The sequence below is a fragment of the Streptomyces sp. NPDC001393 genome (genome assembly GCF_053597455.1).
This window is the reverse complement of sequence record NZ_JBSFIH010000020.1, coordinates 103,124-117,719: the sequence shown is the minus strand read 5'-3', so window position 1 is coordinate 117,719 and position 14,596 is coordinate 103,124. Positions and strand designations below refer to the sequence as shown.

At 72.3% G+C, this 14,596-nt stretch carries 10 protein-coding genes; 6 read left to right on the top strand and 4 right to left on the bottom strand.

The features are described 5' to 3' along the window. Window positions 1-182: 182 nt before the first annotated feature. Window positions 183-1,772, bottom strand: a complete 1,590-nt coding sequence (locus tag ACWC2T_RS22355; RefSeq protein WP_450672117.1) for an alpha/beta fold hydrolase — start codon at window positions 1,770-1,772, stop codon at window positions 183-185. Window positions 1,773-1,913: 141 nt separating this feature from the next. Then, the gene (locus tag ACWC2T_RS22350) at window positions 1,914-2,663 is read right to left on the bottom strand and encodes a hypothetical protein (RefSeq protein WP_450672087.1); all 750 of its coding nucleotides are present in this window, start codon (window positions 2,661-2,663) and stop codon (window positions 1,914-1,916) included. A 142-nt stretch (window positions 2,664-2,805) separates the two neighbouring features. Between ACWC2T_RS22350 and ggt the strand changes: the two genes are divergently transcribed. Continuing rightward, a complete protein-coding gene (gene ggt / locus ACWC2T_RS22345; protein WP_450672086.1) occupies window positions 2,806-4,608 on the top strand; it encodes a gamma-glutamyltransferase in 1,803 nt (600 codons plus the stop codon). A gap of 3 nt (window positions 4,609-4,611) precedes the next feature. Here ggt and ACWC2T_RS22340 read toward each other — a convergent pair whose 3' ends face one another. Together ACWC2T_RS22340 and map are read right to left on the bottom strand one after the other, a co-directional pair. Further along, the gene (locus ACWC2T_RS22340) at window positions 4,612-7,149 is read right to left on the bottom strand and encodes an ATP-dependent Clp protease ATP-binding subunit (protein WP_450672085.1); all 2,538 of its coding nucleotides are present in this window, start codon (window positions 7,147-7,149) and stop codon (window positions 4,612-4,614) included. Between the two features lie 116 nt (window positions 7,150-7,265). Next, complete coding sequence (gene map, locus ACWC2T_RS22335; protein ID WP_450672084.1) at window positions 7,266-8,042, bottom strand: type I methionyl aminopeptidase; 777 nt, start codon at window positions 8,040-8,042, stop codon at window positions 7,266-7,268. Between the two features lie 62 nt (window positions 8,043-8,104). On the opposite strand from map, the gene ACWC2T_RS22330 reads away from it, so the two are divergent. The 5 genes from ACWC2T_RS22330 to ACWC2T_RS22310 all read left to right on the top strand — a co-directional run bounded on the left by ACWC2T_RS22330 (window position 8,105) and on the right by ACWC2T_RS22310 (window position 14,455). Next, complete coding sequence (locus tag ACWC2T_RS22330; RefSeq protein WP_450672083.1) at window positions 8,105-8,356, top strand: helix-turn-helix domain-containing protein; 252 nt, start codon at window positions 8,105-8,107, stop codon at window positions 8,354-8,356. Window positions 8,357-8,494: 138 nt separating this feature from the next. Further along, window positions 8,495-10,543, top strand: a complete 2,049-nt coding sequence (locus tag ACWC2T_RS22325) for a hypothetical protein (RefSeq protein ID WP_450672082.1) — start codon at window positions 8,495-8,497, stop codon at window positions 10,541-10,543. 207 nt (window positions 10,544-10,750) lie between these two features. After that, entirely contained in the window at window positions 10,751-11,593 is an 843-nt protein-coding gene (locus ACWC2T_RS22320) for a nitrilase-related carbon-nitrogen hydrolase (RefSeq protein ID WP_450672081.1), read from the top strand. A gap of 29 nt (window positions 11,594-11,622) precedes the next feature. Beyond that, window positions 11,623-12,873, top strand: a complete 1,251-nt coding sequence (locus ACWC2T_RS22315) for an aspartate aminotransferase family protein (protein WP_450672116.1) — start codon at window positions 11,623-11,625, stop codon at window positions 12,871-12,873. A gap of 16 nt (window positions 12,874-12,889) precedes the next feature. Beyond that, window positions 12,890-14,455 (top strand): PucR family transcriptional regulator, encoded by a 1,566-nt coding sequence (locus tag ACWC2T_RS22310; RefSeq protein ID WP_450672080.1) that lies wholly within the window; start codon window positions 12,890-12,892, stop codon window positions 14,453-14,455. Window positions 14,456-14,596: the final 141 nt, after the last annotated feature.

Sequence of the window (14,596 nt, the reverse complement as noted above, 5' to 3'; positions counted from 1 at the left end):
CCGCCTACGACACCGGCCGGTTCACGTGCACCGGGCTGATGCCCCGCCCGGCGGGGAGGAGTTCCTCCCTGCCGGGCAGTTCATCACCGCCAACCTCGACTAAGATGTGCCGTTCTGCATGCTGCGAGACCCCAGGGGGCGGCAGTTCACACGGGCCAGGCTCGTCCGGCGGCAGCCGGAGATCACTGCTCGCCGAGCGGGACGGACACGTACGACGGGTCGTCCAGGGGTGAGGAGAAGGTCAGCTGCGCGCCGGACGGGTTGTGCTCGATGTACAGCGGGTCGACCGTGTCGACCACCAGCGCGAGGCGGTGCCCGGCGGGGACGTCGTAGGCCGTGGAGAACAGGTCCAGGTCGACGTCGAACGGCTCGCCGGGCGTCCGCCCGTGCCAGGTGTACGGCGCGTTGGTGACCAACTTGCCGATGCCGAGCGGCCCCACGTCGTACAGGTAGGCGACGAGGGTGCCGCTCTCCGCGGTCGGCGTGAGCGTGGTGTGCAGGGCGGCCGTGCCGCGCACCTTCTGGGTGCTGCCGTACCGCTCCGACTGCCACACGGCCGCCCAGCGGCGCGGCAGCAGCGGGATGGCGGCCATGGGCGGCACCTGGGCGACCTGGTCGAGGATGCTGGAGAGGAAGACGATCCCGCCGTCCGCGCCGGAGTCGACGTTCGCGTGGATGGTGGTGGAGCCCGGCAGCGCGAGCTTCCGCCGCGTGGCCGCGACCGACTTCCAGTCCGGGTAGCCCTCGTATCCCCCCGCGCTACGGGACTTCAGCTGGACCGGCTGTTCACGGTCGATGCCGTTGTCGGCGCCCCTCAGATAGTGGTCGAACCAGCGCTCGGTGTCCGTCCAGACGTCGTTGGGCAGCCCGAACAGGCCCGTCAGCTCGGCGGTGGCGTGGTCGCCGGGGCGCAGTTCGAGCCGCTTGGGCACGGTCAGCTTCTGGTAGAAGTCGGCGTACTGGTTGGCCGGGAAGATCGTGTCGCCCCAGGCGTTGGCGAGCATGACGGCCGCGCCGTTCTTGTTCAGCTGGTCGACATAGGTCGCGGCGGAACGTTTCCGCCCCCAGTCGATCATCTCCTGTTCCTTGGACAGGTTGGAGGCGTAGAAGTTGTCGAAGATCTGCCGCAGTTCGGGGCTCTCCCGGCCGGTGAGGGTGCCCGCCCCGTCCAGCAGGGCCGCCGCCTGGACGTGCTGGGTGCGGCCCGAGTAGATCGAGTCGATCAGGTCCGCCCAGCCGCTGAGCGCGGCCACGGCCTTGATGCGCTTGTCGTGCGCGGCGGCGAGCAGGCTGATCCCGGCGCCGTACGACACCCCCGCCATGCCCACGTGCCGCGGGTCGGCCGGGGTGTTCGCGAGGGCCCAGTCGATGACCTTGGAGGCGTCCGCTATGTCCGGCGGACCGGCCACTTCTATCTGCCCGCCGGACTGCCAGAAACCGCGCACGTTGTAGGTGAGCACCACATAGCCCGCGTCGGCGAGCTTCTGGGCCTGGGCGAGGTACTCCACCTGGGGCAGGCCCCAGCTCGTGGGCAGCACGATGAGGGGGTAGCTGTGCGAGCCGTCGGCGCCCGCGGGCGTGACGACGTTCGCCTTCAGTACGGTGCCGCCGTCGCCGGTGATGTCGACGAACCGGACGCTCGGGGTGCCGGCCTGCGCGGCGGGCGCCAGTCCGACGACGCTTGTGGCGATGAGCGCCGCCGAGACGGCTCCTGCGGCGGCGGTGCGCAGAGTGGTGCGACCGTGCCCACCCGTCGCCCGCCACCGCCCTATTCGATGGCGCTTCGCGCCAACCCCTTGAATCACGGGTCACTCCTTCAACTGTTCGCATGCAAAGTGACCCGACGGTAACCGGACGCCCTTACCGTAAGTAACCCGTCGGTAAGTTACGTACCAGTAAAGTTTGTTGCACGACTAGGCGGCCGCATCGGCAGAGGCCGTCTCGGGCAGGGGAGTGCGTGCCGCCCGCGTCACGTCCGCCACCAGCTCGACCACGTCCGGGCCGTACGCCTGCGAGTTGACCACCTTCAGCAGCAGTACGAAGGACCCGGTGCCGTACTTGCGGTGCAGCCGCTCGTGGTGGCGGGCGAGATAGCGGGTGGCGGCCTGGTTGTCGACGGCCCGCTGACCGCAGAAGAGGAACACCGGTCGGGAGTCCTCCTGCCCGTTGGCGGTGAGCCGGGCGAGCAGGACGTACTCGCTCCGGCCGCGCTCCATGCGGTACTGCTCCCCGCCGATCCGGAACATGCCCCGGTCCGCCACCGGTTCGGTCTCGGTGTTGACCCACACACCCGGCAGCAGCGAGGAGAGGTGGGCCGCCATCCGGCGGTTGGAGTAGGGCCCGCCGACGCAGAACTCCGTCCGCTCGCCGAAGCCCTGCTGGGTCGCGTCGTGCGCCACGACCTCGGCGCGCGCGTGGCATTCCTTGATCAGGGCGGAGAGTTCGAGCAGGGCGAACACGTCGTAGCGCTTCACCGACAGCTCCGGTCCGCCCGCCGCGCGGTTGACCACGAGCAGCGACTCCGAGTGGTCCGGCAACCCGAAGAACGCCTGCCTGCGCCGCAGTTTGCGCCGCCACAGATAGGTACGGGCGAGCCAGCCCAGCGAGGCCGATATGCCGGTCGCCACCAGGCCCAGGACGATGTTGCGCAGGTCGTCGTTCATGGCCGCGCATGGTAGCGGTCCCGGGCTACTGCTACGTACCGGTGTTCGACACGTGACGGTCGTGTGGCAGGACACCCAGGCGTACTGTCGGTACTACGGCAATCTGGTTACGCTGCGCGGACTGTCCCGACGGGAGGTTCGGATGGGTCGTCCTGGCACGCGGAAACTGGCGGTTCTGGCGGTCTCGGCCGCGCTGGTGTCGGTGGGGGCGGCGGCACCGCCCGCCGCGACAACGACCGGCACGCCCACCAAGGTTCCCGTGGCGGTGGGCTACGGCGGCGCGGTGGCCAGCGTCGACGCCGACGCCTCCGCCGCGGGCATCGAGGTACTCCGACACGGCGGCAACGCGGTCGACGCGGCCGTCGCCACCGCCGCCGCCCTCGGCGTCACCGAGCCCTACTCCGCCGGCATCGGCGGAGGCGGCTACTTCGTCTACTACGACGCCAGGTCCCGTACGGTGCACACCATCGACGGCCGCGAGACGGCGCCGCTCAGCGCCGACTCCGACCTGTTCCTGGAGAACGGCAAGCCGCTCGCCTTCGCGGACGCCGTCAGCAGCGGCCTGAGCGTCGGCACCCCCGGCACGCCCGCGACCTGGCAGACCGCGCTGGACGCGTGGGGCAGCAAGCGGCTCGGCACGGTCCTGAAGCCGGCCGAGCGGATCGCCCGCGACGGCTTCACGGTGGACGACACCTTCCGCTCGCAGACCGCGGCCAACGAAACCCGGTTCCGCTACTTCCCGGACACCGCGAAGCTGTTCCTGCCGAACGGACAGCCGCCGGTCGTCGGCTCCACCTTCAAGAACCCCGAACTCGCCCGCACCTACGAGGAACTGGGCCGCAGGGGCATCGGCGCCGTCTACCGCGGGGACATCGGTGACGACATCGTCAACACGGTCGAACACCCGCCCGTGGACCCCGCCTCCGGCTGGAACGCCCGCCCCGGCAAGCTGGAGGAGAAGGACCTCGCCGTCTACCGGGCCAAGTTCCAGGCGCCCACCAGGACGTCGTACCGCGGCCTGAACGTGTACTCCATCGCCCCCTCCTCCTCGGGCGGCACCACGGTCGGCGAGGCCCTCAACATCCTGGAGAACACCGACCTGTCGAAGGCGAGCGAGGCGCAGTACCTGCACCACTTCATCGAGGCCAGCCGGATCGCCTTCGCGGACCGCGGACGCTGGGTCGGCGACCCCGCCTTCGAGGACGTACCGACCAAAGAGCTGCTGTCCCAGCGGTACGCCGACTCGCGGGCCTGCCTGATCAAGGACGACGCGGTCCTCACCAGCCCGCTCGCCCCCGGCGACCCGCGCCACCCGGCGGCCTGCGGCCAGGGCGGTACGGCGGCCCCGACCACGTACGAGGGCCAGAACACCACGCATCTGACCGTGGCCGACAAGTGGGGCAACGTCGTCTCCTACACGCTCACCATCGAGCAGACCGGCGGCAGCGGCATCACCGTGCCCGGCCGCGGCTTCCTGCTCAACAACGAGCTGACCGACTTCTCCTTCGCCCCGGCCAACCCGGCCGTGCACGACCCGAACCTGCCGGGCCCGGGCAAGCGGCCGCGCTCCTCGATCTCCCCGACGATCGTGCTGGACAGGAACAACCGGCCTGTGGTGGCGCTCGGTTCACCCGGTGGCGCGACCATCATCACCACTGTCCTGCAGACCCTCACCGAGTTCCTCGACCGGCATCTGCCGCTGGTCGACGCGATCGCCGCACCCCGCGCCAGCCAGCGCAACGCTGCGAAGACGGAGCTCGAACCGGCCCTCTACAACAGTGACCTGAGGAAACAGCTGGAGACCATCGGGCACTCCTTCTCGCTCAACCCCGAGATCGGCGCGGCGACCGGCGTGCAACGGCTGCCGGGCGGCAAGTGGCTGGCCGCCGCCGAGAAGGTACGGCGCGGCGGCGGCTCGGCGATGGTGGTGGACCCGGCGCCGTAGGCCTCACAACTCCGGTGCGGGCGGCTGGGATTCCTCCGTGCGGAAGTCCAGCCGTCCGTCCCGCGTGTCCACCGTCACCCGGCTGCCCTCGGTGATCGTGCCGTTGAGCAGCAGCCGGGACAGCTGGTTGTCCACCTCCCGCTGAATGGTGCGGCGCAGCGGCCGGGCGCCGTACTCCGGCTGGTAGCCGCGCTCGGCGATCCAGTCGACGGCCGCGTCCGTGAACGCGACCGTGACGCCCTGCCCGTCCAGCAGCCGACGGGTGCCCTCCAGCAACAGGTCTGTGATCCGCCGCAGTTGCTCGCCGGTGAGCTGCCGGAAGACCACGATCTCGTCGATGCGGTTGAGGAACTCCGGCCGGAAGTGCTCGCGCAGCGGCCGCAGGATCCGCTCGCGCCGCGCCTCCTCGTCCGCGTCCGCCCCGCCCGGCCCGAACCCGATCCCGGCACCGCGCCGGGTGATCGCCTCGGAGCCGAGGTTGCTGGTCATCACGATCACCGTGTTGGTGAAGTCCACCGTCCGGCCCTGGGAGTCGGTCAGCCGTCCGTCGTCCAGGACCTGCAGCAGGATGTTGAAGACGTCCGGGTGGGCCTTCTCCACCTCGTCCAGCAGGAGCAGCGAGTACGGGTGCCGGCGCACCACCTCGGTGAGCTGCCCGGCCTCCTCGTGGCCGACGTACCCGGGCGGCGCACCGACCAGCCGGGAGACGGTGTGCCGCTCCTGGTACTCGCTCATGTCGAGCCGCACCATGCGGTCCTCGCTGCCGAACAGCGCCTCGGCGAGCGCCCGGGCCAGCTCGGTCTTGCCGACGCCGGTCGGGCCGAGGAACAGGAAGCTGCCGATGGGCCGGTGCGGGCTCGCGAGCCCCGCACGGGAGCGCAGTACGGCCTCCGAGACCACGGCGACGGCCTCCTCCTGGCCGACGACCCGCTCGTGCAGGTGTTCCTCCAGGCCGAGCAGCCGTTCCTTCTCCTCCTGGGTGAGCCGGCTGACCGGGATGCCGGTCTGCCGGGACACCACCTCGGCGACGGCCTCCGCCGTCACCTCCAGGTCCAGGCCCTCGTCGACCCTGTCGTCGCCGCTCGCCTCGGCGATCCGCTGCTTCAGCTCGCCGATCCGGTCGCGCAGCTCCTTGGCCTTGTCGTAGTCCTCGCCGGCGACCGCCTGGTCCTTGTCCAGCACCAGCTGGTCGACCTCGCGCTCCATCGCCCGTACGTCCGTGCCCTTGGTGCGCGCGCCGAGCCGCACCCGGGCGCCCGCCTGGTCGATCAGGTCGATGGCCTTGTCCGGCAGCCGCCGGTCGGTGAGATACCGGTCGGACAGCTCGACCGCGGCGGCCAGCGCCTGGTCGGTGTAGCGGACCTGGTGGTGGGCCTCGTACCGGTCGCGCAGCCCGCGCAGGATCTCGATGGTGTCCTCGGCCGTCGGCTCGGGCACCAGAACCGGCTGGAACCGGCGGGCCAGCGCCGCGTCCTTCTCGATCCTGCGGAACTCCTCCAGCGTGGTCGCGCCCACGATGTGCAGCTCGCCGCGGGCCAGGGCGGGCTTGAGGATGTTGCCGGCGTCCATCGCGCCGCCCTCGCCGCCGGTACCCGCGCCCACGACGGTGTGCAGCTCGTCGATGAACACGATCAGCCGGTCCGAGTGGGCGCGGATCTCCTCCACGATGGTGTTCAGGCGCTCCTCGAAGTCGCCCCGGTAGCGGGTGCCGGCGACGACACCGGTCAGGTCCAGGGCGACGACCCGGCGGCCCGCCAGGATGTCCGGGACGTCCGAGTCGGCGATCCGCTGGGCGAGGCCTTCGACGATGGCCGTCTTGCCGACCCCCGCGTCCCCGATGAGGACGGGGTTGTTCTTGCCGCGCCGGGACAGCACCTCGATGGTCTGCTCGATCTCGGTGTCCCGGCCGATGACCGGGTCGATCCGGCCCTGCCGGGCCATGTCGGTCAGGTCTCGGCCGTACTTGTCCAGGGTGGGCGTCCCGGTGGCGCGCTGCCGCTCCACCACGCGGACCGGGACGGACTCGGGGGCCTCGGGCGGCAGGGAGTCGGCCGAGAACCGGGCCGCGTGCAGGATGTGGCCGGCCGCCGAGTCCGGGTTGGCGGCCAGCGCGCTCAGGACGTGCTCCGGGCCGATGTACCCGGCGCCGCTCGCCCGCGCCATGTCGTGCGCGTCCAGCAGGGCGCGTTTGACGGCCGGGGTGAGCGAGAGCGAGGTCGGGGGCGGCACCTCGCCCGGCGGGTGCTGGGTCGGACCGGCCCGGTCGTCGATCTCCGACGCCAGCGAGTCCGGGTCCGCGCCGGCGCGGCTCAGCAGGCTCCGGGTGGGCTCGGCCGCCACGGCGGCGCGCAGCAGGTGCTGGGTGTCCAGGTCCCGGCTGCCGTGCTCGGCGGCATACAGCGCGGCCCCTCTGACCAGCTCGCGGGCCGGCTGGCTGAGCAGGCGCCCGATGTCGATGTGGCGTTTCGCTCCGCTGGGCGGGCCGCCGAAAAAGCGGGCCAGGAATTCGCCGAAGGGGTCAGGAGGGTAGCCGTTGGTCATGGCGATGCGCTTCCTTCGCTGACGACTGGCTCCGCCGGGTAACCGGGTGGGGGCTGTTCATGCCCACGATGACACGAACTGGTGGGGTGGGCATGTTCGCCTGCGGAGAGGGGCTTTCAGGGCGCTTCCCGTGCCGTGAGAATCCTGGGACCGGACTCCGTGATCGCCACCGTGTGTTCCACGTGGGCCGCGCGGGAGCCGTCGGTCGTCCGCAGGGTCCAGCCGTCGCTCGCCGCGGCATAGTCGTCCTGGCCGCCGGCGATGAGCATGGGCTCGATGGCCAGGACCATGCCGGGGCGCAGCGGCAGTCCCCGCCCCGGGCGGCCCTCGTTCGGGACGTCGGGGTCCTCGTGCATACGGCGGCCCACGCCGTGGCCGCCGAAGCCGTGCGGGATGCCGTAGCCGGCCGTACGGCAGACCCGGCCGACGGCGTGCGCGATGTCGCCGATGCGGTTGCCGGTGACGGCCGCCTCGATGCCCGCGGTCAGAGCCCGCTCGGCGGTCTCGACCAGACGGATGTCCGCCGGACGCGGGCGGCCCACGGTGAAGCTGATCGCGGAGTCGCCGACCCAGCCGTCCAGGGTGGCGCCGCAGTCGATCGAGACCAGGTCGCCGTCGCGGAGCCGGTAGCGGGTGGGGACGCCGTGCACGATCGCGTCGTTCACGGAGGCGCAGATCACGGCGGGGAAGGGGGTCGGCGCGAACGAGGGGCGGTAGCCGAGGAACGGCGACGAAGCCCCGGCCTCGCGCAGTACCTCCCGTGCCACCTCGTCCAGCTCCAGCAGTGAGACGCCCACGTCCGCGGCCCGTCGTACGGCCGTCAGGGCCCGCCCGACGACCTGTCCCGCCGCGTGCATCGCGTCGATCGATGTGTCCGTCTTCAGTTCCACCATGCCAATTACTATACCGGTATTTTAATGGGGAGGGTCGTGCGAGCCGGTATTAGAATGGGTCCATGGTGCGTACCCCTCTCACGCCCGAAGAGCGCGAACGCGGCGAGCGGCTCGGGCGGTTGCTGCGCGAGGCGCGCGGCGACCGGAGCATGACCGAGGTCGCCGCGCAGGCGGGTGTCTCCGCCGAGACGCTCCGCAAGATCGAGACGGGCCGGGCTCCGACACCCGCGTTCTTCACCGTGGCCGCGCTGGCCGGGGTCCTGGGGCTGTCCATGGACGAGCTGGTCGCGCGGTGCGCCCTCGTGGTCGCGTGAGGCGCCGGGTCCGCGCAGTGGCCGGGGGCCCGCGATGAGGCGCCCGCGCTCTGCCGGAAAACTCTGTGTAGCAGTGCCGTAACACGACTCGTGTTGCCTACCCACCGAAAGTGCCGGCGGTCGGGCGGGAGCTGAGCGATGGTCGTGGATCGACTTCCCAGCGGAGTACGGGAGTTCGCGAGCTACCTGGACGGTCTGCTGGCGCGGCTGGACCCGGGCGACGGGTGGAGCGGGGTCTTCTGGCGGCGTGACCCCGACGGCATGCGAGCCTGCCTGGACGGGCGCGAGGTGCTGCCGTGGGACGTGGTGGAGGCGCTGCTGGAGGACCTCGCCACGGCGTACGGCACCGCCGCCGCTGCCGCCGAGCGGGAGCGGGCCCGCGTCCTGTACCGGTCGGCGCTCACGGCGTACGACGCCCTTCCCAGGGCGCGCGACGCCCTGCTCGACCGCCTTGACGTGATGCTCCGCGAACAGCGCTACGCCGCCGAACGCCAGGCCGAACTGACCCGCCTGCTGTCCACCCCGTCCACCACCGAGGACCCCGGCTCCCTCCGCCTCGACCTCGCCTGGGCCCGAGACGACCACGAACGCGCCACCGCCCGCTGCGCCGAACTCCGGGACCGCTTGGCCGAACTCGACCGACGGGCGCCGGCGCGGGAGCACGGGGGCGGTACGAGCGTGCCGCTCTGGGCCGGGGCCGGCGGGGAAGCGGACGGGTCCCCCGTGGCGCGGCGTTTTCCGGGGGCCGGGCGCGATGGCCGGGCGGCGGAGGAGGAGCGGTGGGGAGCGCGGGGCTCGGGCGGGGTACGGCAAGGGGGCGAGCCCGGGCCGCCGTGGCGCGACGGAGGGGACGGGCCGGCCCCGCCCTCTCCGCCCCCGCCTGCGGACGGCTCCGCTCGAGCTCCGCACGCCGTCGTGCCCGTCCCGTCCGGGCATGCTGATGGACCGCCCCTGGCCCCGCGTGACGTAGTCCCCGATCCGAGCCCGCACGCTGGGGGCTCGACTCGAACTCCGTACGCTGTGGCGTCCGCTCCAGCCCCGGTCTCGCCCGCCCCTGCTGCCGCGCCCCCTTCCGGCGCCGTCCGGGCGCCGCAAGCCACCTCTCCGGCTCCCCACCCCGATCAGGCCGCGCAAGCCGTCTCGCCTTCTGCGGAGGCCGCTCGGGTCGTGCACGCCGCCCCGCCTTCCTTCCGCGCCGGACAGGCAGCCCGAGGTGCCTCCACCTCTCCGCGCGCCGGTCAGCCCGTGCACCCCACCCCGCGCTCCCTCCGCGTCGATCAGGCTGCGCAAACCATGTCCCCCTCTCCGGAGGCCGCTCGGGCCGCGCACCCTGCCCCTCCACCGCCATCCCCTCACGCCGGTCAGGCCCCAGAAGCCGCCCCGCCCGCTTCTCCTGCCGTTCCGGTCGAGCGCCGTGCCGTCGGCACCCCGGCAACCGAGCCCGCGTCGCCCGCCAAGCCGCGCAAGCGTCGGCGGGGCAGTGCGCGGTTCGCCGGGATGGTGGAGGAGGGGGCGGCCGCTGGTGTCGTGCTGCCGCAGGCGGCGCCGCCGCCGGTCGTGCCGGAGGCGCCCGCGCGTCGTACGCCGCGCGGGGCGCGGTTCGCCGGGGCCGGGCAGGCGGCCGAGCCCGCGGCGGCGCCCGCCGAGGTGGTGGACGCCGAGGCGGTGGCCGCGGTGGCCGGGGTCGTGGAGCGGCTGGCGCGGTTGCGGGCCGAGGGCCGCAGCGGTGAGGCGCATGTGCTGCTCGTCGAGGTCGTGCAGTGGCCTCCCGGGCGGTTCCCGGCACTCGCCGAGGCGCTGCACCGCGCCGGGCTCGGCGCCGACTGGGCGACGCTGCTGTGGGAGACCGCCTCGCTGCCCGCGGAGCGGCTGGTGGCCGCCGCCGACGCGCTCACCGCCGCCGGACGGGAGGCCGACGGACGCCAGCTGCTGCGGCAGGGCGTGGACCGCCCGGCGGAGCAGATCGGCGCGGCCGTGCTGCGGCTGGCGGAGGCGGGGCGCCGGCGGGAGGCGGGGGCTCTGCTGGACGCCTGTGTGCGGGTGCGTACGGCGGAGGAGGCCGCCCGGAGTGTCGTACCCGATCCGCACCGGCTCGTGCCGCTGCTGCTGCACGCCGCCCAGTCCGTCTCCGACGAGCGGCACTGGGACCTCGTGCACGCGCTGCGGGTGGCCGGGCACACGACGTGACCGGCAATCCGGCACTTCGCCCGGGTATGCTCCGTTTCATCACTTCGAGCGACCCTCTCGCTCACCCACAGGAGTCAGGAAACGCGATCGACTCCGTGGTTTGACGACGATGGTCTTGGCAAGGGCCTCCCGGAGGCCTACTTTCGTCCCTCTACCGCCTGCTCTACGGGCGTAGAGGCTCTGACGGTCCCGTCGAAGGAGCAGCTCATGGCCAACGTCGTACGAGCCGCCCTGGTCCAGGCCACCTGGACCGGCGACACCGAGTCCATGGTGGCGAAACACGAGGAGCACGCCCGTGCGGCGGCCCGGCAGGGTGCCGGGATCATCGGGTTCCAGGAGGTCTTCAACTCGCCCTACTTCTGCCAGGTCCAGGAGCCGGAGCACTACCGCTGGGCCGAGCCGGTGCCCGACGGGCCGACCGTGCGGCGGATGCAGGAGCTCGCGCGCGAGACCGGCATGGTCGTCGTGGTCCCGGTCTTCGAGGTCGAGCAGTCCGGTTTCTACTACAACACCGCCGCCGTGATCGACGCCGACGGGACCTGCCTCGGCAAGTACCGCAAGCACCACATCCCGCAGGTCAAGGGCTTCTGGGAGAAGTACTACTTCAAGCCCGGCAATCTCGGATGGCCGGTCTTCGACACCGCGGTGGGCAAGGTCGGCGTCTACATCTGCTATGACCGGCACTTCCCGGAGGGCTGGCGGCAACTCGGCCTCAACGGCGCCCAGTTGGTCTACAATCCGTCGGCCACGCACCGCGGGCTCTCCGCCCACCTGTGGCAGCTGGAGCAGCCCGCGGCCGCCGTCGCCAACGAGTACTTCGTCGCCGCCATCAACCGGGTGGGGCAGGAGGAGTACGGCGACAACGACTTCTACGGGACCAGTTACTTCGTCGATCCCCGCGGGCAGTTCGTCGGCGAGGTCGCGAGCGACAAGTCCGAGGAACTCCTCGTCCGTGACCTCGATTTCGACCTGATCGAGGAAGTGCGGCAGCAGTGGGCCTTCTACCGCGACCGCCGCCCCGACGCCTACGAAGGACTGGTGCAGCCGTGAACGACCTCTACTCCCGCCACCGCCAGGTCATGCCCGACTGGCTCGCCCTCTACTACGACGAGCCGATCGAGATCACGCACGGCGAGGGCCGCCACGTCTGGGACTCCGCCGGCAACAGGTACCTGGACTTCTTCGGCGGCATCCTGACGACCATGACCGCGCACGCGCTGCCCGAGGTGACCAAGGCGGTCGCCGAGCAGGCCGGGCGGATCATCCACTCCTCGACCCTCTACCTCAACCGGCCGATGGTCGAACTCGCCGAGCGCATCGCCCAGGTGAGCGGCATCCCGGACGCCCGGGTCTTCTTCACCACCTCCGGCACCGAGGCCAACGACACCGCCCTGCTGCTCGCCACCGCCCACCGGCGCAGCAACACGATCCTGGCGATGCGCAACAGCTACCACGGCCGGTCCTTCAGCACCGTCGGCATCACCGGCAACCGCAGTTGGTCGCCGACCTCGCTGTCCCCGCTGCAGACCCTGTACGTGCACGGCGGCGTGCGCACCCGGGGTCCCTTCGCCGAGCTGGACGACCGCGCGTTCATCGATGCCTGTGTCGCCGACCTGAAGGACATCCTGGGGCACACCCGCCCGCCCGCCGCGCTGATCGCCGAGCCGATCCAGGGCGTCGGCGGCTTCACCTCCCCGCCCGACGGGCTCTATGCCGCCTTCCGCGAGGTCCTCAAGGAGCACGGCATCCTGTGGATCGCCGACGAGGTGCAGACCGGCTGGGGCCGCACCGGCGAGCACTTCTGGGGCTGGCAGGCGCATGCGCGCAGCGGCCCGCCGGACATCGTCACCTTCGCCAAGGGCATCGGCAACGGCTCCTCGATCGGCGGGGTGATCGCCCGCGCCGAGATCATGAACTGCCTGGACGCCAACAGCATTTCGACGTTCGGCGGCACCCAGCTCACCATGGCCGCCGGGCTGGCGAATCTGACGTATCTGCTGGAACACGACCTCCAGGGCAACGCCCGCCGGGTCGGGGGCCTGCTCATCGAGCGGCTGCGGGCCGTCGCCGCCCAGCTGCCGCGCGTCCGGGAAGTGCGCGGCCGCGGGCTGATGATCGGCATCGAGCTGGTGAAGCCCGGCACCGACGAGGCCGATCCGCAGGCGGCCGCCGCCGTGCTGGAGGCGGCCCGCGAGGGCGGGCTGCTCATCGGCAAGGGCGGCGGCCACGACACCAGCGCCCTGCGCATCGCCCCACCGCTGTCGCTCACCGTCGCGGAGGCCGAGGAGGGCGCGGCCATCCTGGAACGCTCGCTCAGGAGTACGTACTAGAGAACGGTGTACGGCCATGACCACCACCCTGGAATCCCGGTACGGCTGGGAACCCGCGCTCTCCGTCCGCCAGGTGCTCACCCTGGAGCGGGTGCTCGCCGGAGAGCCCGAGGTGGTGGCCGGTGCCGGGCAGCTCGACCGGCCCGTGCGCTGGGTGCATGTCGCCGAGGCCGCCGACGTCGGGGTGATGCTCAGCGGCGGCGAGATGGTGCTCACCACCGGGGTGCTCCTGGCCGGCGACGAGGCCAGGCAGGCCGAGTACATCCAGTCGCTGCACCGGGCGGAGGCCGCCGCGGTCGTACTCGGCCTCGGGCGGGCCTTCCCCACGCCGCCGGAGGTGATGCGCCGGGCCGCCGAGCGGTGCGGACTGCCGATGGTCGTCCTGCACCGGCCCTTCCCGTTCGCCGAACTCACCGAGGAGGTCCAGTCCCGGCTGGTACGGCGGAAGTTCGCCGCCGTCAGCCTCTCGGAGACCGTACGGACCGAACTCACCGCCCTGATCACGGCCGGTGCCCCGCTGCAGCGCCTGCTCGACGAGGTCGCCCGGCACAGCGGCTGCCCGGTCGTGGTCACCAACCTCGCCCACCGCGTCCTCGCCACGGCGGGCGAGCGGTCCGCGGTGGACGACGTGCTGCGCGACTGGGAACGGGTCGCCCGGCAGGCCTCCGCCGGCGCGGACGGCGGCTGGATCAGCGCCGAGCTCGGCGGCCGCGGGGAGCGCTGGGGCCGGCTGCTGCTGTGCGGCTACCGGGGTGATACGGCCACCGGGCGGCTGCTCGCCGACCGGGCCGCCGAGGCGCTGGTCCTGCACCGCATGCTCGGCGGCGGCTCCGCGCACTCCTGGGAGGAGGAGTCCGCCCAGAGTCTGCTCACCGACCTGCTCTCCGGTGTCGTACCGGCGGGCCGGCTGCTGCCCAGGGCGCGTGCGGCGGGGCTGCCGGTCAACCGGCGCACCTTCGTGCCGCTCGTCGTGCTCGGCCGCGCCCCGGACGAACTCGACCGGGTACTGCGCCTGTTGGGGATGTCCGGGCTGGTCGCCGAACTCGCCGACGGGCGGGCCGCCGTGCTGCTCAGCCTCGCCCGCGACCAGGACGCCGAGGCCCTCACCGCGCACTTCGCGGCCCGGCTGCGCGCCGGGCCAGGGGCCCTGGTCGCGGCCAGCGCACCCCGTACCGGCTGGGACGAGGTGCCCGCCGGACTGCGCGAGGCCCGGCATGTCGCCGACGCCGTCGCCGACTCCTCGGCCGTCCTCGACCTGCCGGCCGTGGTCCGCCTCAAGGACGTCCACCTGCGCGGACTGATCCGGCTGCTGCGCGACGACCCGCAGGTGCAGTCCTTCGCCGAGCGGGAACTGGACGGGCTGCTGTGCGCGTCCGAACCGGAGCTGCTGAACGTCCTGCGGACCTATCTCGCCACCGGCCGCAACAAGTCCCGCACCGCCCAGCTCCACCATGTCTCCCGGCCCGCCCTCTACCGCCGCCTGGAGGCCATACAGACCCGCCTCGGCGTCGACCTGGACGACTTCGAACAGGCGGCCTCCGTGCACATCGCGCTCCTCGCGCACGACGCGCAACAGGGGTGAAACATGCGACGACCTGGGAAAACGGCGGTGAAACATGGGACTTGGCAGGCGTGACACGGTGGCACGCGCACGGCCCGCAGACGTGACACGCTGCCCGTCGAACGGACCTCGCTCGCTTTCTACGCTCACGGCACACCGAGC

What these genes read in the sequence shown, in the direction of transcription:
- ACWC2T_RS22350 (WP_450672087.1), bottom strand. Translation starts at nt 2,663, where the DNA reads ATGAACGACGACCTGCGCAACATCGTCCTGGGCCTGGTGGCGACCGGC.
- ggt (WP_450672086.1), top strand. Translation starts at nt 2,806, where the DNA reads ATGGGTCGTCCTGGCACGCGGAAACTGGCGGTTCTGGCGGTCTCGGCC.
- ACWC2T_RS22340 (WP_450672085.1), bottom strand. Translation starts at nt 7,149, where the DNA reads ATGACCAACGGCTACCCTCCTGACCCCTTCGGCGAATTCCTGGCCCGC.
- map (WP_450672084.1), bottom strand. Translation starts at nt 8,042, where the DNA reads ATGGTGGAACTGAAGACGGACACATCGATCGACGCGATGCACGCGGCG.
- ACWC2T_RS22330 (WP_450672083.1), top strand. Translation starts at nt 8,105, where the DNA reads ATGGTGCGTACCCCTCTCACGCCCGAAGAGCGCGAACGCGGCGAGCGG.
- ACWC2T_RS22325 (WP_450672082.1), top strand. Translation starts at nt 8,495, where the DNA reads ATGGTCGTGGATCGACTTCCCAGCGGAGTACGGGAGTTCGCGAGCTAC.
- ACWC2T_RS22320 (WP_450672081.1), top strand. Translation starts at nt 10,751, where the DNA reads ATGGCCAACGTCGTACGAGCCGCCCTGGTCCAGGCCACCTGGACCGGC.
- ACWC2T_RS22315 (WP_450672116.1), top strand. Translation starts at nt 11,623, where the DNA reads ATGCCCGACTGGCTCGCCCTCTACTACGACGAGCCGATCGAGATCACG.
- ACWC2T_RS22310 (WP_450672080.1), top strand. Translation starts at nt 12,890, where the DNA reads ATGACCACCACCCTGGAATCCCGGTACGGCTGGGAACCCGCGCTCTCC.